Raw genomic sequence first — 17,612 nt, 5'->3', positions numbered from 1 at the left:
GTATCAAGCTCTGCGTGTACACCCTCATCTTCCCAGTGACCTACGATCACTTTACGCTCTAGGTTCATCGCAGTACCGATGAAACCAAACTCACGACAACCGTGTGCGCTCTGGTTAGTATTCATGAAGTTCATGTCGATTTCATTCCAAGGAAGACCGGCATTGAACTGAGTGTGAAGATGAGTAAATGGCTTATTAAGCTGGCTAAGACCGGCAATCCACATGTTTGCAGGCGAGAACGTGTGCATCCAAAGAACTAGACCTGCACATTCAGGATCGTTATTCGCTTCCTTACATACTGCTAGAATTTCTTCTGCCGTCTTAGCTGTGCCTTTGTTAACAAACCCAGTAGAGATTGCTTCTGACTTATTTAGACCACCAACCATTACTTCTGAGTGGTGCGCTACTTCTTCTAGAACTTTCGCGCCGTAAAGATGCTGAGAGCCTGTTACGAACCATACTTTTTTATTAAATGCTTTCATATTCTTCTTCCTTATTTCTTCTGACCGTAATATGCATCTTTACCGTGCTTTCTTAGATAATGCTTATCTAATAAGCCTTGCGGAATAGATGTTACCAATGGATTTAGCATTATTGCGTTCAACGCCATCTTCGCCACTTCTTCTAAGACAACGGCGTTGTGAACCGCATTCTTCGGGGATGTTCCCCATGTGAATGGGGCATGTTCCTTTACAATAATGCCCGGTGTCGCCATTGGATCTTTTAAGCCAATAGCCTCTTCTATTACAAGACCCGTGTTTAGTTCGTACTGACCTTGTAACTCTTCGTTTGTTAAAGCGCGAGTGCAAGGTATATCTCCGTAGAAGTAGTCAGCGTGAGTCGTGCCAAGTGCCGGTATTGGTTTGCCTGCCTGAGCCCAAGATGTCGCATACGGGGAATGAGTGTGAACGATACCGGCCATATCTTTGTATGCGCGGTATAACTGTACGTGAGTGTCAGTATCAGAAGACGGGTTCATGTCTCCCTCTACTACTTCACCATCTAGATTAACCACAACCATATTTTCAGGGCTTAGCTCTTCGTATGGAACGCCACTAGGCTTGATAACTACAAGTCCTTGTTCGCGGTCGATACCAGATACGTTGCCCCATGTGAAAGTAATCAGGTTATGTTCTTGAAGCGCCATATTAGCTTCATAAACGTCTTTGCGTAGCTGGGCTAAATTACTCATTACATCTCACCCTTAACGCCGGACATAATAAGCGTCTCAATTGCCTGACCAAGATTTTGATAAGCTTCAAAGCGTTCCTGGTATACAGCAGACTCTTTTACTCGAGGGCGATAAATCTGACAAACAGGGCTCGACATGATTGCCTGAGCTTCTTCAGTTGTCTTGAATAGATCAGCAGCTACAGCGGCAAAGATTGCAGCACCGATAGCACAACATTGCTCTGACTCAACAACAGAAATATCTAGGTTAAGTGCGTCACTACATGTCTGCATTACAAGCGGTGATTTCTTAGAGATGCCGCCAATCGCAATTACACGTTTGATATTAACGCCCTGAGATACAAAGCAATCACAGATAGACTTTGCGCCAAACGCTGTAGATTCAACAAGAGAGTGGAAAACTTCAGGCGCATCAGAACCAAGATTTAGATTGGAAATAGCGCCAGTTAAACGCTGGTTAGCATTCGGTGTACGACGACCATTGTGCCAATCAACTGAAAGTGCGCCCATGCTGTTGTCGCGATAGTTAACGGCAGAAGAAAGCATCGGGAAAATGTTCTCTTCGATATCACGAGTCACCTGCTTGTCATCTGGGTTCTGCGCAGCCCACTCTTTCAAAGGCCAAGACAGAAGACGCTTGTACCATGCGTAGATATCACCGAATGCAGACTGACCGGCTTCTAGCGCAACAAGACCAGGCAATGCACTACCGTTAACCTGACCACAGATGCCGTTGATTGTTTGGTTGCCAAGCTCTTCAGCATCAACCATCAAAATGTCACAAGTAGACGTGCCAACTACTTTAACTAGATCGTTTGCGCCAGCACCGGCACCAACTGCACCCATATGACAGTCAAACTCGCCAACTGCGATAGCGATACCTTCATTTAGACCAAGCTTTGTAGCCCATTCTTTAGTTAGCGTTCCTGCTAGAGAATCAGAGGCATAAACAGTCTTGGAATACTTGTCACGCATGCCTTCTAGAGTTGGGGAGATTGCAGTTAAAAAATCTTGACTAGGAAGACCGCCCCACGATTCATGCCATAGTGCTTTATGACCTGCGCCACAGATGCCGCGTTTAATTTTATTAGGGTGCGTAGTGTCAGAAAGAATTGCAGGAATCCAGTCACATAGCTCAACCCATGAGTGAGCGGCTTCGTGAATAGAGCTGTCTTGCTCTGCAATGTAAGCAGCTTTTGACCAGTACCATTCAGACGAGTAAATGCCACCAACATACTTGGTGTAATCTTCGAATTCTTCAGAAGCCGCTAGCTTGTTAATCCGGTCTGCAACTTCGACTGAAGTATGATCTTTCCAAAGTACGAACATCGCATTTGGGTTTTCCCAGAATTCAGGCTTAAGCGCCAGAATTTCGCCGTTTTTGTCGACAGGAGCAGGAGTTGAGCCCGTTGTATCTACGCCGATACCTACGATTTTCGCAGCAATACCCTCTTCAGAATCAGCGATAGCGTCTTTAATCGCTTTGGTCATTGCATTGATGTAGTCAGACGGGTGCTGACGGAATTTAGATTTAGAAGGATCTGAAAATAATCCTTCCATCCATTGTTTGTAAAAAGCAGTACCGCTGCCTTTCTCTTTGCCGTTTTGCGCGCTGACGATTACAGCCCGCACTGAGTCGGAACCAAAGTCTAAACCAATTAAGTATTTCTTAACCGCAGGTTTCATTGAAAACGTCTCGCTAGTGAATTTGCGGACAAGTTACCTCATGGAAATTTAATGAAATGAGACCATTGGCACATTAAACAAATAGAGGATGATGGTTGTTAAATATCGTAATTGTTGAGCTGGTGGATTAGGCGCAAAGTTAGCGCCACTACTTATTCACAATAACGGACAAGAGAATGAAAAAGCTTGTTATTAACGAAAGCAAAAAACTAGGTCAAATTAGCGAAGACATTTACGGGCATTTTGCAGAGCATTTAGGACGTTGTATTTATGAAGGCATCTTCGTAGGCAAAGACTCTGATATTCCTAACGTTAACGGCATGCGCTCTGACGTTGTTGAAGCGCTTCAAGATCTAGAGATTCCTGTTCTTCGTTGGCCTGGTGGTTGTTTCGCAGAAGATTACCACTGGAAAGCCGGTGTTGGTCCTGTTGAAACACGTAAGCCGGTAATCAACTCTCTATGGGGCGGCGTTCTTGAGAATAACCACTTTGGTACTCACGAATTCTTTGAGCTTTGTGAGCAGCTAGATTGTAAGACCTATATCAACCTAAACATGGGCAGCGCTACCGTTAGAGAAATGCAGGATTGGGTTGAGTACATGACTGCTTCTGTGGACTCTGAGCTTGTGCTTGAGCGTAAAGCAAATGGTCGCGAAGAACCTTGGGAACTTGATTACGTTGGCATTGGTAATGAAATGTGGGGCTGTGGTGGCTCAATGAATCCAGAGCACTACGCTTCTGAATTCCGCCGCTACAACAACTTTGCGCGTACTTACGATTGGAATTCCCCTTTCCGTCGTATCGCATCGGGTCCGAACCGTGAAGACTATGATTGGACTGACAAGGTAATGAAAGGAATCATGACCGATAACATAGGTCGTGATGAGTTCAGTGAGTTTAATGAACTTACTCAAAGCAAATGTACAGGTCTTGCTCTTCACTATTACTGCTTTCCTAAAATGGAGCATCCTCGTGGTTGGGCTACTGACTTCAATCAAGACGAGTGGTACAAAACGCTAAACAGCGCAGCACACATCGAAGAGCTAATCGTTAAGCACTCTGAAATCATGCGTAAGCACGATCCAGAAGGTCAAGTTAAGCTAATGATCGATGAGTGGGGCGCATGGTACCAGACAGAAGAAGACACTAACCCATTCTGGCTATACCAGCAAAACACAATGCGTTGTGCGCAAGTTGCGGCTATGTCTCTGAACATCTTCAACAAGCATGCCGACAAGATCGACATGGCGAACATTGCTCAAACGGTTAACGTTCTTCAAGCAATGATTCTTACGGAAGGCGAACAGATGATTCTTACGCCTACTTATCATGTTTTCAACATGTACAAGGCTCACAAGAACGCTCACCTAATTGATTCTCGCTTTGAAGGTGTTGAGCAAATCGGCGTTGAAGACGCTAAAGTAGCTGAGCTATTCGAATCTACTTCTCGCACTCGTAAAGGTCTTCTAACTACGACTCTTAACAATACGTCTATGACTGACGCTCAAGAGGTATTCATCGAGTACACAGAGCTACAGCCAAGCGAAGTTAAAGCAACTGTTCTAGCCGGTGAGTTCAACGCTCACAATACGTTCGAACACCCTGAAAATGTTACAGAGCAGAAGTTCACTGACTTTGAAATCACAGAGAAAGGTATCAAGCTAACCATCCCTGCTTGTGCCGTAATTACTCTACAGGCTAAGTAATATGACTAGCAGCTCACGCGAATGCAAAGCCTGTATTTTGGCAAAAATTGATGCCGAGTATGCCGCAAACTTGGAACAGAGAATTAAGCATATCGACTACTCGCTTAAGGTAGATGAAAAAACCTATCAAGAGCGAATGGAGATCTGCAAAGGCTGTGACAAGTTGCTGGATGCTTTATGCAGAGCTTGTGGCTGCTATGTTGAGCTTAGAGGCGTTATGCGTAAAAACTCTTGCCCTTACAGAAAGTGGCTTGCAGTGGAAACTGAGTGCGTGACTAACTAGTCAAAAGCCTCAATAGAGGCTTTTTTTTATTTGAGATCAATATATGTTCGAGCCCAAAAAAGCGTTAGAAGTAGTAAAGAGACATAAGGTCAAAACTGCGGTTGCGATTGCTGTTGCCGCTGTTATTTCACAGCCAATAATTAAACTTGCGACGTATTCAGTTGATATTAACCCTGTTCACTTGGCGAAGAAGCAAGAATATTTATCTAACATTGAAGCTCAACAGCCAGAACTTCAAAAACTGGAACGTCCAAATATCGTTCTTATGGTTTTAGATGATATGGGTTATAGCGACTTAAGCTCATATGGCAGCAAAGCTATCAAGACGCCAAATATCGACAAGCTTGCTGAATATGGCCTTAGATTTACTAACTACTACACTGGTGCGTCTAGTAGTACCCCGTCTCGCGCAGCAATGATGACTGGTCGCTATCCAATCAGAAACGGACTTGCTGGTGTTGTCTGGCCGTCAGATCACCCTATCATCAACATCAATAAATTTTACGACCTAAATACGTACTTACCAACTGATGAAGTTGTTATAGCTGAGCCTATGAAAGCAGCCGGTTACTCTACAGCTATGATTGGTAAGTGGCATTTGGGTGACGTGAAAGATGCTAGACCGCATAACATGGGCTTCGAGCAATTCTATGGCGCTCTGTACAGCAACGATATGGACCCGTTTGAAATCTACGACAAAGACGACATCGCTATTCCTGCGCCAGTTGATCAAACTAAGCTAAATGACGCTTACTTTGACAAAGCCAGTGAGTACATCGAATCGTTTGACGATAACAAACCTTTCTTCATGTACTTCGCTCATAGCTTCCCACACGTACCTCTGTTCGTTCCTGAAGAAGAACTTGGTAAGTCTGATGCGGGTCTTTATGGCGATGTAATGAGCGATATTGATAACAGCGTTGGCGAAATGATTGAAAAGCTGAAAGCTGAAGGCAAATACGAGAACACCATTTTCATTATTACAAGTGATAATGGCCCTTGGTTTGATGGTGATGCCGGTGACGCTCGTGGTCGTAAATTTGAAAGCTTCGATGGCGGTCAACGAGTTCCATTTATCGTTTCATGGCCTGACAAGATTAAAGAAGGCAAAGTTATTGATAGCCTATTAAATGGCGTTGATGTGTTCCCTACTCTTCTTTCTTATGCTGGTATAGATGTACCTCAAGATCGCAGAATGGATGGACTTGATATTGCAAGCCTATTCGCCGGTGATGAAGAAGCTTATCGAGAGCAGTATGGTGAGCGTTTCATTTACTACTACGGTGGCAAAGTGATAGAGGGTGTTCGTGGAGATCGATTCAAATATAGAGGCGAAGTTGGTATTTACTCTAATGATATGAGCAAAACGGTATCAATTAAACAAATGCGCCCTTCTCACCTCTATGATTATGAATACGACACTCGCGAAGCGTATGACGTAACCGAAAAGCATCCAGAGGCTGCTGCTAATATGAAAGCGATTCTGGACAAAGAGAACGTGGAACTTGCTGCTAACCCTCGCGGCTGGATTGACTAGTCAGAACTTATATAAGAATACCGCTCTAGGAGCGGTATTTTTTTATCAAAAAAAAAGGAAGTTTAGATGAAAAAAATCCTTCAGAGCAGGTCTATAAAGTTTCAGATTGTTATGCCAGTTCTTTTTGTTTCAGCAATGCTATTTGGGGGGATCGTTTACAGCATTGCTGACATGACCTACTGGGAAAACTCGATCACTGTGCCGTCACAGCAATCTGCAATCGAACATGCCGTACTATCCGACATTAACGATGAGCTATCTGGCATTAATACCACTGTTATTAATTACGTTATATCAAAAGGCGACACCAGCCCAGGTGCCATAAAAAGCAGACTTGATGTGATTACTAGCAAGTCGGTCAAGGTTTCCGGTATTAATGCAGACGCTCTAGTTAGCTCTCTAAGCGTTGAAAACTTAACTGCTATTCAAGAGCATGACATTTCAGCTATAAACAAATACAAAGCTGCTCTGAGCGAACTTGAGAAGTCAATTAGTGCTAAGTCTAAAAAGCTAAATCGCAATGTTGTTCGAGCAATCAAAAAAAGAGAAGCTGATCAAGGCACATCTAAAGGTTCTGGCTTGATTATTATATCCGTAATGCTTGCTCTTGGATTCTATTGCCCTTACTTTGTTGCCAATCTCATTACTTCACCAATCAAAGAGCTGCAAGGCATAATGAAAAATGTTGCTGATGGTCATTTGAATGTCAAATTTTCATCGTCAGGCAATAATGAGTTGTCAGCTCTTGGGCGAGATATCAATGCAACCATTGATAACCTTAGAGATACTGTCGATTCGCTTGTATCTGTTGGCGACAACGTAGCGTCTGCCTCTACTGAACTGTCATCGGTAATGGTTCAGTCGAGAACAAATGCAGAGGAAGAGAAAGCTCAAATAGATCTTATCGTCACCTCTATCAACGAGCTATCTAGCACCGCCAGTGATGTTGCGCAGAACGCTTCTAATGCTGATAAGTCTACCAAGTACGTTATGAACTTATCTAATGAAGGGATTGCTGCATTCGAACAGAGTCATATCGCCAATAAAGAAATGCATGACTCGCTTAATGATACAGCAGAGACAATTAATCAACTTGCGATTGAATCTGAGGCAATTGGAGAAGTAGTTAAGGTTATCGAAGATATATCGAATCAAACTAATCTGCTTGCATTAAATGCGGCCATCGAAGCAGCACGAGCTGGCGAACAAGGTCGAGGGTTTGCGGTTGTAGCTGATGAGGTAAGAACATTAGCGGGTCGAACTCAAAATTCTACTGATGAAATCCAAAAAATCATCGAGTCTGTGCAATACAAGGCAAAAAATGCCAATAATGAAATGACAAATAGCCTCAATAAGCTAGCGAACAACCACAACTTAATGAAACAAGCTAACGAAGCGATTCATGGGATTGCAGACGCAGTAACTGGAATCAGTAACATCAATTCCCAAGTAGCAATCGCAGCAGGGCAGCAATCTGGCGTAACCGAACATGTCAGTATCAGCGTTACCTCTGTCTTGGATATAGTTAGCCAGAATGTGGCTGGCATTAATCAAAGTGCTACTACTGCCTCTGAGTTATCCGGTCTTGCTGAACAGCAAAAAGAACGTCTGTCGTTCTTCAAATCTTAAATACAAAAAAGGGCTCTTGGAGCCCTTTCCTTTTACCCTATTGCTTTAATTATCTCTAGCATGGACTTCTCAGTGTGAGAGAAGTATTTCTGGTTTTAATGTAATGAACCATTTTTTTAGATATTAGTTTTTTTCAGAGAGATGAAATTAACGTTGAAAATCTTCTTCTTCTTCGAAAAATAATGCTTTGCTAAGCCCCATCAGCGTCTTCATCTTGAAACCGATAGGGTCTTTGTAAAGAATTCGCTTGTCACCTTGCTCATTCATCCATCGTTCCAAGTCTTCTCTCATGGCTTTCATGCGATTTGCATACTGAGGGTCGTCAGCTAAGTTATTAAGTTGATTTGGGTCGTTCTTGGCGTCATACAGCTCTTCAGATGGTCGATAGTAGTATCGATATACAATTGAATTGGCTTTTGAATCAACTTTCGCCTTTTCTCGCCATGAGTCCCAATACTCTCTACCATCACTCGCGCCGGAAATGTTGATGTGCGTATCGTGTTTCATTTCAGGATATAGGTTCAAAATATATTTGAATTCTGCGTCCTGAACCGAACGAATTGGGAATTTATTAATGCCGCTATCGCCAGAAGCTGTCGAGTAAATTTTTTCTCGATGAACAGTCGATGGGGCGTAAAGCACATCAGCAAAAGACTTGCCATCTAAGCCTTTTGGCTGTTCACCACCAGCTACAGCCAAAAGCGTTGGAAGTAAGTCAACCCAGCTAATCATCGCATCTGTCTCGATACCTTCTTCAATATGACTAGGCCAGCTTGCCACAAATGGCACTCGAACGCCCATATCATACAGGTCCCATTTGCTAAATGGCAATTGAGCGCCATTATCGCTGGTATGAATGAACAATGGGTTATCTAGCTTATCTTGAACAAGTTTGTAAACTTCTCCTAGTTGAGTATCAGCTTGTTCTACTGCCGTGTAATACCGAGCAAGATACTCGCGAGTCATTTTAGTATCAACAAACTGCTCTGGTACTGTTAATGCGTCTGGATCGAAGCCATTATTTTCAGGCCACGGAACGTGTGGGTCTTTTGTGCCAACAAACATAAGCAAAGGCTTATTGTTGGCGTTTTTATCGCGATCATTTAGGTACTCAACAGCGTCTTTGATTCCGCCCTCCCAAATAAACCCCTCTGTTGACTTGCTAATGTCAAAGCCATACCGTTCTGCATCAGAGTGAGCTACTTTTCCGAAAGCTGCTACTTCATAACCTAGTTCTTGGAAATAAGCTGGCAGTTTTTTTATATCATCTCTAGGATGTGTCTGATTTGCTTCTGCTCCATTGCGTGATGGCATTAGCCCAGTTAACATAGCCCCTCTACTTGGGCCACTGTTTGGTGAGGCCACAAATGCATTGTTGAACTTAATACCCTTCTCGGCAAGCATGTTCATGTTAGGGGTTTTTAAGTCTTTGTTTCCATAGTGATTGCTGTCATGCAAACTTTGATCGTCAGTTATGAAAACAACCATATCTGGCAAATCAGCAGCTAATGCTGGCCCTGCAAACACCGCCCCTGCAATTGCGCACCCAATTAATGTTTTTTTCATTAGCTTCCCTCTATCGTGATTAATATTTCCTTAAATAAATCCGAAGTGTGCGAAAAATACTTTTTGTAACCCGCACATAGATAATTCTTATTTGGGCGACCATCGCTAGATATCTCGAAACGCTGCTTTGGGCATCCTCCGTTACATAGCGATAGATATTTACAGCTCTTGCAGTCTACAGAAATATTATCTTTCTTAGCCTTGCCAAAATTTACTTGTTTTTCAGACTCTGCAATATCACCAAGCTTTTCAGAAAGTATGTTGCCCATCTTATGTTCTGGATAAACAAAGTGATCGCACGAATAGATATCACCATTAGATTCTAGCGCCACTGCGTTTCCACAGGTTGGCTGCATCACACAGCTCGCTCCTGGTTGCCCTACCATCTGAGATAGCGTTCCTTCGAACGTATAGATAAATACTTTTCCGATGTCTTTCTTTTTCCATTGATCAAATACGCCACAAAGAAAATCCCCGTATTCATTCGCAGTAATAGACCACCTACTTACTTTTGCCGTTCCTGTGAAGTCAGGGCTAACTAGAATTAAGCCGTCTTCTGTCTCTTCCTGAGCCTCACGCTCTACTAGAGGGGTAAACTGAATATGTCTGCACCCATATGACTTAAGTGCTTTATATACGCCTTTGGGGTCGTTTGCGTTGCTCTTGCTGATTACTGCTAGCGCATTGAACTCAACCTTGTGCTTTCGCAGCAGAGACAATGCTTGAGTTACTTTGTAATGGGTGCCTTTGCCTGAACGTGTCTTGCGATAGGTATCGTGATGCTTTGCCTCTCCGTCGATAGATAGTCCAATTAGAAAGTTGTTTTGAGCGAAGAACTCGCACCATGCATCGTTAAGTAAGATGCCGTTCGTCTGGAATGAGTTAACGCATTGCTTTGAACCGGCATATTTGTGCTGAAGCTCGACAGCCTTTTGAAAGAACTCAATCCCCATTAACGTAGGTTCGCCGCCCTGCCAAGAGAATTCACAGTGAGGCAGTTGTTTTTGATTCTCTACTGTTTGCTTGATATAGGTTTCAAGTACGTCATCTGACATTCGCCAGTCGCTTGCATCTGGGTATAGTTTTTCTTTCTCGAGATAGAAGCAGTATTCGCAGTCGATGTTGCACTTAGAGCCAGTAGGTTTTGCCATTGTGTGGAGTGGGATCATTACTTTTGCTCTTATTGCTTTTGTGTGAAGCGAAGATGCTACGTGCTATAAGAGTTTGGTTATGAGATGCGAGACTCAGAAATCAAATAACAGATGCTGTTTGTTAAATATCGTAATTGTAGAGGTTATTCATTGAGCATAAGTTTACGAAAACAATTAACTGAGAGACAATCATGTTTAAAAAAACTCTTGTAGGTGGCCTTGTAACTGCTGCTCTACTATCAACCTCTGTTTCTGCTAGCACTAGCGCTGGCGAAGCTATCAATGGCTCTAATCGAGCGCCAACTACGCAACCTAACGTTATTGTCGTTCTTCTTGACGATGTTGGATATGCAGACATCAGTGCGAATGGAGGCGTATACCCTACCCCTAACATTGATGAACTGGCTGCAAACGGTCAAAACTTTACTGACTTCTATATGACCGCGCCGGTTAGCTCACCAGCTCGCGCATCTTTGCTAACTTCTAGAGTTGGTCTTAGAACCGGTATGTATGGCGACGTAATGCCGGTTTTTGACGAGACAGATAAAGATGGTCTTCCTAAGTCTGAAATCACTATGGCTGAAATGCTGCGCGATGGCGGCTATAAGACATTCATGCTGGGTAAATGGCACTTAGGTATTGGCGAAGGTGGCGTTGAACACATCCCTACTCGTCATGGCTTTCAAGAGTGGTATGGCACTACAGTATCTAATGACATGTTTAACACGAACGAAGACTATCGTCTTAAACAAGTTAAACGAAAGTTCTCTAACCCAGAGGCATTTCGTAACCCAGAAAACCTAAAGTTCATCTCTGAACGAGATCAAACTCTTGCTCGCGATGCTGACGGTCTTGCTAATAACGAGGACTTCCAAGTTCCTCTAATGCACTCATTTGCAAATAGCGATGGTAGCTTTAGCGACAACCCAGTAGGTCTGCTTAACCAAAACATTATGACTCGCGACTACACTTCTCGCGCTGTCGAGTACATCAATAACAATAAAGACGATCCGTTCTTTATGTATGTTGCGTACCCTCAAGGTCATGTTCCTATCTTCCGCTCTCCTGACTTTGCAGGGGTAACTGCTACGCCTTATGGCGATATGATGGTAGAAACTGACTATTCGATGGGTCGCATCATACGTTCTCTTCGTATGAACGGAATTGACGATAATACTATTGTTATTTTCACTTCTGACAATGGTCCTTGGCTGTCATATTCTGAAAGAGGCTCTGCTGGCTCAGCTAAGCCTTTCAGAGAAGGTAAATCATCTCCATACGAAGGTGGTAGCAGAGTTCCCGGCATCATCTCTTGGTCTGGTCAAATTAAACCTGGCGTGAATAACGCCTTATTCTCTGCTGCCGATATCATGCCTACGGTTTCAGCAATGACCGGCATTGCTATGCCTGATGTTATCTCTGACGGTTTCGACCAATCTGGGAATATTCTTAACGGTGAGGAATCACCTCGAGACTTCATCCCAATCTTTATGCGCGGCAAACTTGTTGGCTTTAGAAAAGGCGATTATAAGCTTACGTATCTAGGTGTTGATTTGATAGGTGCGAGCAAGCCTAAGCCACCTAAGATGTTTAACATCGCTAAAAACCCTAGCGAAAGAAAGAACTTAGCTAAAAAAGAGCCTAAGAAGTATCTTGAAATGAAGGCAGAAGCTAAGAAGTACCTTGAGTCACTTGGTGAACCAGCAGAGCCTCTATTCGACTTTGATGACTAACTGATAATATATAAGGCGGTCAATGCGATCGCCTTCTTTATGATATTTAACAAACAGCTTCCTTTATTTTGCAAATATGCTCTACCTCTAGTTTTTTGAACTAAAACAGTAGCAATATCTACCTCAACAAATTACTAGATAAACATAAAGGGAAACAAACCATGTCTAACCTCACTGTAGGTCAAAAACTTCCAGAATTCGAAATCGCAAAAGGTGGCGTAGCTACCCCTGAAGGCAAATTTGAAGCTTGGGGTTCTGATGAGCTAGTTGGCAAAGCAACATACCTTATTGCGAATGCTGGTCACGCAGAAGCGAACGACATGCACCAGGCTACTTCTGAGAAAGTTCAGGCTGCTGGTGATATCCGTATGTGTCGTATCATCAATGCTAAAGACGCTCCTATGGGTGCTGGTATGTTCATCAAAAGCGAATTTAAGAAAGGCGCTAAGAACGACTCTGCAAACCTATATGTGATGGACGGTAAAGGCGTTATTGCTAAAGAATTCGAAATGGCTAACAAGAGCGCTGTAACTGTCGTTCTTAATGCCGAAGGTGTCGTTGTTTTTGCTCACGAAGGCGCAGTTGACGCTGGTGTTGAAGCGAAAGTTATGGAAGCAATTGCTTCTGTTAAATAAGTAAAGTCCTATCTACTGCCTTATTTATAGCGCCCTTGTGGCGCTTTTTTTACATCTGGATATTACAGTGAATAGCAAGTCTAAAACCGGTCTCGAGTTGATATTAGAAGCGGCAGAGAAAACAGGCAGAATGGATGTTATGGCCAAGATTGCAGATGTTCTTCAATTAAAACCAAACAATGTGGTTTGTACGTGCAATCGTGACGGACAGCTCATTAAACACAAACGTCCCATTGATTGTGAATTATCGCAATAGCGCTATCAACCCAGATGTTAGAAAGTATGTGTGTCGCATGAATCCTTGATGCAACTGTTATGTAGGGTACATTTTTTAGCCAACGATTTATGTGGCATTGGGAGTCCTATTAGGGCCACATAGACACCCCCATTCGGCTTAGACGGGCAGCATATTTTTATGCTGCCTTTTTTATTGGTGTAGTACTCATTTCAATCTCATTCCGCAGTTAAGGTGAAAGTGAGGGAATAACGTTGTTCTGTGTTTAATATAACTTCTAAGATCTCTTAGAAGTTATATATATATTACAGACGACAAAAATTCCCTCAGATTATCCACATCACTCACATTGTTCGCAGTGGCATACATGAATGATGTTTCTACCTAGATATTTTGCCTTGTATAGCGCCCTGTCGGCGTTGTGATATAGTCTCTCTGGGTCATTGCCGCTGTACTCAGTAATGCCAATACTAACGGTAACAAAATCAGATACAGCAGACTGTGGGTGCGGTATAGCAGCGGCTTTAATAGCATTCTGAATTCTGTTTGCTACCATCAATGCTTTGTTTTCGTTACATCCGGTTAGAATGATAGCGAACTCTTCCCCGCCAACTCTTGCAACGATGTCGGTTTCACGACTGCACTCTCTCAACACGGTGCCGGCTAACTTAACTAAACAAGCATCTCCTGCAGGATGGCCAAGACTATCGTTGTACTGTTTAAAGTAATCGACATCCATTGCAAGTAGCGACAGCTTGATATTCTTCCTCTCAGCAAGACTAATCGCTGCACGTAGCCCGTCATTAAACCCTCTGCGATTGAGAACGCCAGTAAGTTCATCTTTGTTTACTGCATCATATCTCGCTTTGTATTGATGTTTTGCTAGCTTATACAGTCTGCCAATAGATGCTTGGAATACCGCAAACAGCAACAAGAACTTAGCCCCGGAGAGTATTATCATAAATGTGGTATAGCCGGTTACTTCGCGGGTTACGTAGGCTAGCGCAACATAGCTTGAGATCATGATGAGCAAGTTAATGACCAACATGAGCGAGTTAATATGCCAGCCCATCAGCATTACCATAAACCCAATGATCCAAATCTTTTCCGCTTCGTCGATTCCGCCCCAGGCTAAGAAGGTAGTTAGTCCTAAAATTACCCATGAAAAGCAGATGAATATTGACGACAGCACCCACCATTTAATACAGACATCTTCTGGCTTCTGAAGTCGGTATGCAAGAAGCCCTATAGCTAAAGAAGCCAAACCTAAGCCATAGTGAATACTTCCTATATCAGTGAGACTTACTTGGAAGATATTAAGATAGAAACCTATGATGAGATAGAAGCCCAGTACAGTAAAAATGCTCCAAGCAAAGCCGCCTCTAATAACTTTCTTCTCAAGCTCGTCGTGAACGAACCATCTACTGCTAAAAAAATCGCAAACTTTCCCCATAAAACTGAGACTCTACTTCAACAAAACGATCGCATTTTAACAGGATTATAAAGGATGACGCCCTTTTATTGACTGTTTTGATCGAATAACAATCGGTATTATGATCGCTTGTCATTAAAGCAACGGACAGCTCACTTTTATTATTGTTACTATAAGGTCTTGTTACTAGGAATGTATTGAGGACACGTTATGGATAGCAAACGTTCATATCCAACGGGGCATGCAAGTGACGAGGTCATTCAGTTGGATGACGAGCATGATAGTTCTGATACGACGATAGAAATAAAATCCAACATTGACCCTACAATTATGTACGGGTTCGATGAGTTTTGGGAGGAGTTGGGAAAAAGAATGTAAGCATAAGGGATGGCATCCGTTGACCTTGAGCTAATTTCGTAGTTTAATCATGCCGAACCATCAAGCTAAACAATCCTTTACAGCAGTATTATACAACAGCCACTAGCTAGTTAATGTTGTTTTGCCCTGTTCTCCGCTCCGGAAGACAGGGTATTTTTTTATCTAGCTCCCCTCCAAAAGGTTTTCTCAAAATCAAACACGCTATGTTTGCAGGATTAGTCACTAACAACTAATCCTGCGGATCGTAACGGCAATTAGCAAATATCATTTACGTAATTTCGCTTTCTAATATATGGATTTTGCAATTTGGCGACAGATCAACCTTTTAAAGGATGCCGTCCTTATACTGCGTAGCAACTAATTGAAATGGCTATTAGAGACGACTATGAAAGTTTTAGTAACAGGCGGTATGGGCTATATAGGTAGTCACACATGTGTTCAGCTTATCAATGCTGGCATAGAACCGGTCATCGTAGACAATCTGAGCAATTCAAAGCCGGAAGTGCTTCGACGCATTGAGAACATTACCAGCACAAGACCTGTTTTCTATCTTGGCGATATCCGAGACGAAGACTTCATGAATATGGTATTTGATCAGCAGGAAGTTGATGCGGTCATTCACTTTGCCGGGCTTAAAGCGGTTGGCGAATCAGTAGCTAAGCCTCTCGAATACTACGACAACAACGTAAACGGTTCACTTGTCCTAGCTCGCTGCATGAAAAAAGCTGGCGTTAAGACGCTTATCTTCAGCTCTTCGGCTACTGTTTATGGCGATCCTGAAATTGTACCTATTACAGAGCTATCGCCTGCAGGGGCAACAACTAACCCTTATGGCGCCAGTAAGTATATGGTCGAGTGCTGTCTCTCAGATTTATGGGAAGCAGAAGACAACCTTAGCATTACGATATTGCGCTACTTCAATCCAGTAGGCGCTCATGAGTCTGGAACTATGGGAGAAGATCCGCAAGGCATCCCAAACAACCTCATGCCGTTCATTGCTCAGGTTGCTGTGGGCCGTCGCGAGAAACTTTCTGTTTTTGGTGATGATTATTCTACACCTGATGGCACTGGTATTCGCGACTACATTCATGTCATGGACTTATCTGATGGCCATGTAGCAGCGCTTAACAAACTTCACGGCAAAGCAGGGCTTCATATCTTCAACTTGGGCACCGGCACCGGCACAAGCGTTTTTGAGATGGCTAAAGCTTTCGGTGATGCATGCGGAAACTCAATTCCTTTCGAAATTTGCCCTCGTCGACCAGGTGATATTGCCGAGTGTTGGGCAAGCACCGAGAAAGCAAAGAAAGAGCTTGATTGGAAAGCGACTCGTACTGTTTCTGATATGACTGCTGATACATGGAATTGGCAATCTAAAAACCCACAAGGCTACTAAGATGTCCAAAATTGAATTTAACCCAGTAGATCACCCTCATCGCCGCTACAACCCTCTAACCGGCCAGTGGATTCTTGTATCCCCGCATCGCGCTAAGCGCCCTTGGAGTGGTCAAGATGAGAAGCTGTCTACTGAGCAGCTACCGGCTTACGAAGAGAAGTGTTTCCTTTGTGCAGGCAATACCCGTATTTCTGGCGATAAGAACCCAGATTACAAAGGTACATTTGTGTTTAGCAACGACTTTGCTGCGCTAATGACTGATTCGCCAGAAGCACCACAGTCAGATAACCCATTATTCAAGACTCAGGGTGTTACCGGCCTTAGTCGCGTTATCTGCTTCTCACCAGACCATAGCAAAACTCTTCCAGAGCTACCAGTTGATAAGATTCGCGGTGTTATCGATACTTGGAATGATCAAATCGAAGAGCTAGGCAAAGACTACGTTTGGGTTCAGGCTTTCGAGAACAAGGGTGAAACAATGGGCTGCTCTCAGCCTCACCCTCATGGTCAAATCTGGGCTAACAGCTTTTTGCCTAACGAAATCGAGCGCAAAGAGAAGCACCTAAAAGAATACTTCGAGCAGAACGGCTCTAATATGCTGGTGGACTACGTGCAAGCTGAGATGATTGATGGCTCTCGCACAGTAGTAGAAACCAAGCATTGGATTGCCGTCGTTCCTTATTGGGCTGCATGGCCATTCGAAACAATACTTCTGCCTAAAATTCACATTCGTCGTATGAGCGAACTATCGGAAGAGCAGCGTGATGACCTAGCTGTAGCTATCAAGAAGCTAACTAGCCGTTACGATAACTTGTTCCAGTGCTCTTTCCCTTACTCAATGGGCTGGCATTACGCGCCATTCTTTGAAGAAGGCACTGATGTCGATCACTGGCAACTACACGCAATCTTCTATCCACCACTATTGCGAAGCGCTTCAGTGCGTAAATTCATGGTGGGCTACGAAATGCTAGCAGAGTCTCAACGTGACTTAACGGCTGAGCAAGCAGCGCAGCGCTTACGCGATCTAAGCGACATTCACTACAAAGAGCAGTAA

14 protein-coding genes and 1 pseudogene are annotated in these 17,612 nt (G+C 43.4%); 9 read left to right on the top strand and 6 right to left on the bottom strand.

Features of this window, described 5'->3' with window-relative positions:
• The 3 genes and pseudogenes from L4D76_RS24350 to L4D76_RS24340 all read right to left on the bottom strand — a co-directional run.
• A pseudogene (locus L4D76_RS24350) lies at positions 1–482 on the bottom strand (L-arabinose isomerase); the annotation flags it as partial.
• A gap of 11 nt (positions 483–493) precedes the next feature.
• Complete coding sequence (locus L4D76_RS24345) at positions 494–1,192, bottom strand: L-ribulose-5-phosphate 4-epimerase (RefSeq protein WP_428443454.1); 699 nt, start codon at positions 1,190–1,192, stop codon at positions 494–496.
• Positions 1,192–2,877 (bottom strand): ribulokinase, encoded by a 1,686-nt coding sequence (locus L4D76_RS24340; protein ID WP_428443453.1) that lies wholly within the window; start codon positions 2,875–2,877, stop codon positions 1,192–1,194. Before L4D76_RS24340 ends, L4D76_RS24345 begins: the two co-directional genes overlap by 1 nt.
• A gap of 176 nt (positions 2,878–3,053) precedes the next feature.
• On the opposite strand from L4D76_RS24340, the gene L4D76_RS24335 reads away from it, so the two are divergent.
• The 4 genes from L4D76_RS24335 to L4D76_RS24320 all read left to right on the top strand — a co-directional run bounded on the left by L4D76_RS24335 (position 3,054) and on the right by L4D76_RS24320 (position 8,032).
• Positions 3,054–4,583: an alpha-N-arabinofuranosidase gene (locus L4D76_RS24335; RefSeq protein ID WP_428443452.1), complete on the top strand. Its 1,530-nt coding sequence runs from the start codon at positions 3,054–3,056 to the stop codon at positions 4,581–4,583.
• A 1-nt stretch (position 4,584) separates the two neighbouring features.
• Positions 4,585–4,866 (top strand): DUF6171 family protein, encoded by a 282-nt coding sequence (locus L4D76_RS24330; protein ID WP_428443451.1) that lies wholly within the window; start codon positions 4,585–4,587, stop codon positions 4,864–4,866.
• A gap of 43 nt (positions 4,867–4,909) precedes the next feature.
• A complete protein-coding gene (locus L4D76_RS24325) occupies positions 4,910–6,403 on the top strand; it encodes a sulfatase-like hydrolase/transferase (protein ID WP_428443450.1) in 1,494 nt (497 codons plus the stop codon).
• Between the two features lie 66 nt (positions 6,404–6,469).
• Complete coding sequence (locus L4D76_RS24320; RefSeq protein WP_428443449.1) at positions 6,470–8,032, top strand: methyl-accepting chemotaxis protein; 1,563 nt, start codon at positions 6,470–6,472, stop codon at positions 8,030–8,032.
• 147 nt (positions 8,033–8,179) lie between these two features.
• Here L4D76_RS24320 and L4D76_RS24315 read toward each other — a convergent pair whose 3' ends face one another.
• Both L4D76_RS24315 and L4D76_RS24310 read right to left on the bottom strand, forming a co-directional pair.
• A complete protein-coding gene (locus tag L4D76_RS24315; protein WP_428443448.1) occupies positions 8,180–9,598 on the bottom strand; it encodes a sulfatase family protein in 1,419 nt (472 codons plus the stop codon).
• On the bottom strand, positions 9,598–10,749 hold the full coding sequence (locus L4D76_RS24310; RefSeq protein ID WP_428443447.1) for an anaerobic sulfatase maturase: 1,152 nt from the start codon (positions 10,747–10,749) through the stop codon (positions 9,598–9,600). Before L4D76_RS24310 ends, L4D76_RS24315 begins: the two co-directional genes overlap by 1 nt.
• A gap of 191 nt (positions 10,750–10,940) precedes the next feature.
• Here L4D76_RS24310 and L4D76_RS24305 point away from each other — a divergent pair, with 191 nt between their 5' ends.
• Both L4D76_RS24305 and L4D76_RS24300 read left to right on the top strand, forming a co-directional pair.
• Positions 10,941–12,482 (top strand): sulfatase-like hydrolase/transferase, encoded by a 1,542-nt coding sequence (locus L4D76_RS24305; RefSeq protein ID WP_428443446.1) that lies wholly within the window; start codon positions 10,941–10,943, stop codon positions 12,480–12,482.
• Positions 12,483–12,643: 161 nt separating this feature from the next.
• Positions 12,644–13,117, top strand: a complete 474-nt coding sequence (locus L4D76_RS24300) for a YtfJ family protein (RefSeq protein ID WP_428443445.1) — start codon at positions 12,644–12,646, stop codon at positions 13,115–13,117.
• A 575-nt stretch (positions 13,118–13,692) separates the two neighbouring features.
• Here L4D76_RS24300 and L4D76_RS24295 read toward each other — a convergent pair.
• Positions 13,693–14,805: a GGDEF domain-containing protein gene (locus tag L4D76_RS24295; protein ID WP_428443444.1), complete on the bottom strand. Its 1,113-nt coding sequence runs from the start codon at positions 14,803–14,805 to the stop codon at positions 13,693–13,695.
• 189 nt (positions 14,806–14,994) lie between these two features.
• Here L4D76_RS24295 and L4D76_RS24290 point away from each other — a divergent pair, with 189 nt between their 5' ends.
• The 3 genes from L4D76_RS24290 (at position 14,995) to L4D76_RS24280 (ending at position 17,612) form a co-directional block, all read left to right on the top strand.
• On the top strand, positions 14,995–15,162 hold the full coding sequence (locus tag L4D76_RS24290) for a hypothetical protein (RefSeq protein WP_428443443.1): 168 nt from the start codon (positions 14,995–14,997) through the stop codon (positions 15,160–15,162).
• 385 nt (positions 15,163–15,547) lie between these two features.
• Positions 15,548–16,558, top strand: coding sequence for a UDP-glucose 4-epimerase GalE (gene galE, locus L4D76_RS24285; RefSeq protein WP_428443442.1), 1,011 nt, complete (start codon positions 15,548–15,550; stop codon positions 16,556–16,558).
• Position 16,559: 1 nt separating this feature from the next.
• Positions 16,560–17,612 (top strand): UDP-glucose--hexose-1-phosphate uridylyltransferase, encoded by a 1,053-nt coding sequence (locus L4D76_RS24280; protein ID WP_428443441.1) that lies wholly within the window; start codon positions 16,560–16,562, stop codon positions 17,610–17,612.

The organism is Photobacterium sagamiensis (assembly GCF_050337085.1).
GTDB classification, from domain to species: domain Bacteria; phylum Pseudomonadota; class Gammaproteobacteria; order Enterobacterales; family Vibrionaceae; genus Photobacterium; species Photobacterium sagamiensis.
The sequence above is the reverse complement of the archived record's forward strand: the minus strand, read 5'-3'. Positions and strand labels throughout refer to the sequence as shown.

What these genes read in the sequence shown, in the direction of transcription:
- L4D76_RS24280 (WP_428443441.1), top strand. Translation starts at nt 16,560, where the DNA reads ATGTCCAAAATTGAATTTAACCCAGTAGATCACCCTCATCGCCGCTAC.
- L4D76_RS24310 (WP_428443447.1), bottom strand. Translation starts at nt 10,749, where the DNA reads ATGGCAAAACCTACTGGCTCTAAGTGCAACATCGACTGCGAATACTGC.
- L4D76_RS24340 (WP_428443453.1), bottom strand. Translation starts at nt 2,877, where the DNA reads ATGAAACCTGCGGTTAAGAAATACTTAATTGGTTTAGACTTTGGTTCC.
- L4D76_RS24305 (WP_428443446.1), top strand. Translation starts at nt 10,941, where the DNA reads ATGTTTAAAAAAACTCTTGTAGGTGGCCTTGTAACTGCTGCTCTACTA.
- galE (WP_428443442.1), top strand. Translation starts at nt 15,548, where the DNA reads ATGAAAGTTTTAGTAACAGGCGGTATGGGCTATATAGGTAGTCACACA.
- L4D76_RS24330 (WP_428443451.1), top strand. Translation starts at nt 4,585, where the DNA reads ATGACTAGCAGCTCACGCGAATGCAAAGCCTGTATTTTGGCAAAAATT.
- L4D76_RS24320 (WP_428443449.1), top strand. Translation starts at nt 6,470, where the DNA reads ATGAAAAAAATCCTTCAGAGCAGGTCTATAAAGTTTCAGATTGTTATG.
- L4D76_RS24295 (WP_428443444.1), bottom strand. Translation starts at nt 14,805, where the DNA reads ATGGGGAAAGTTTGCGATTTTTTTAGCAGTAGATGGTTCGTTCACGAC.
- L4D76_RS24290 (WP_428443443.1), top strand. Translation starts at nt 14,995, where the DNA reads ATGGATAGCAAACGTTCATATCCAACGGGGCATGCAAGTGACGAGGTC.
- L4D76_RS24300 (WP_428443445.1), top strand. Translation starts at nt 12,644, where the DNA reads ATGTCTAACCTCACTGTAGGTCAAAAACTTCCAGAATTCGAAATCGCA.
- L4D76_RS24345 (WP_428443454.1), bottom strand. Translation starts at nt 1,192, where the DNA reads ATGAGTAATTTAGCCCAGCTACGCAAAGACGTTTATGAAGCTAATATG.
- L4D76_RS24315 (WP_428443448.1), bottom strand. Translation starts at nt 9,598, where the DNA reads ATGAAAAAAACATTAATTGGGTGCGCAATTGCAGGGGCGGTGTTTGCA.
- L4D76_RS24335 (WP_428443452.1), top strand. Translation starts at nt 3,054, where the DNA reads ATGAAAAAGCTTGTTATTAACGAAAGCAAAAAACTAGGTCAAATTAGC.
- L4D76_RS24325 (WP_428443450.1), top strand. Translation starts at nt 4,910, where the DNA reads ATGTTCGAGCCCAAAAAAGCGTTAGAAGTAGTAAAGAGACATAAGGTC.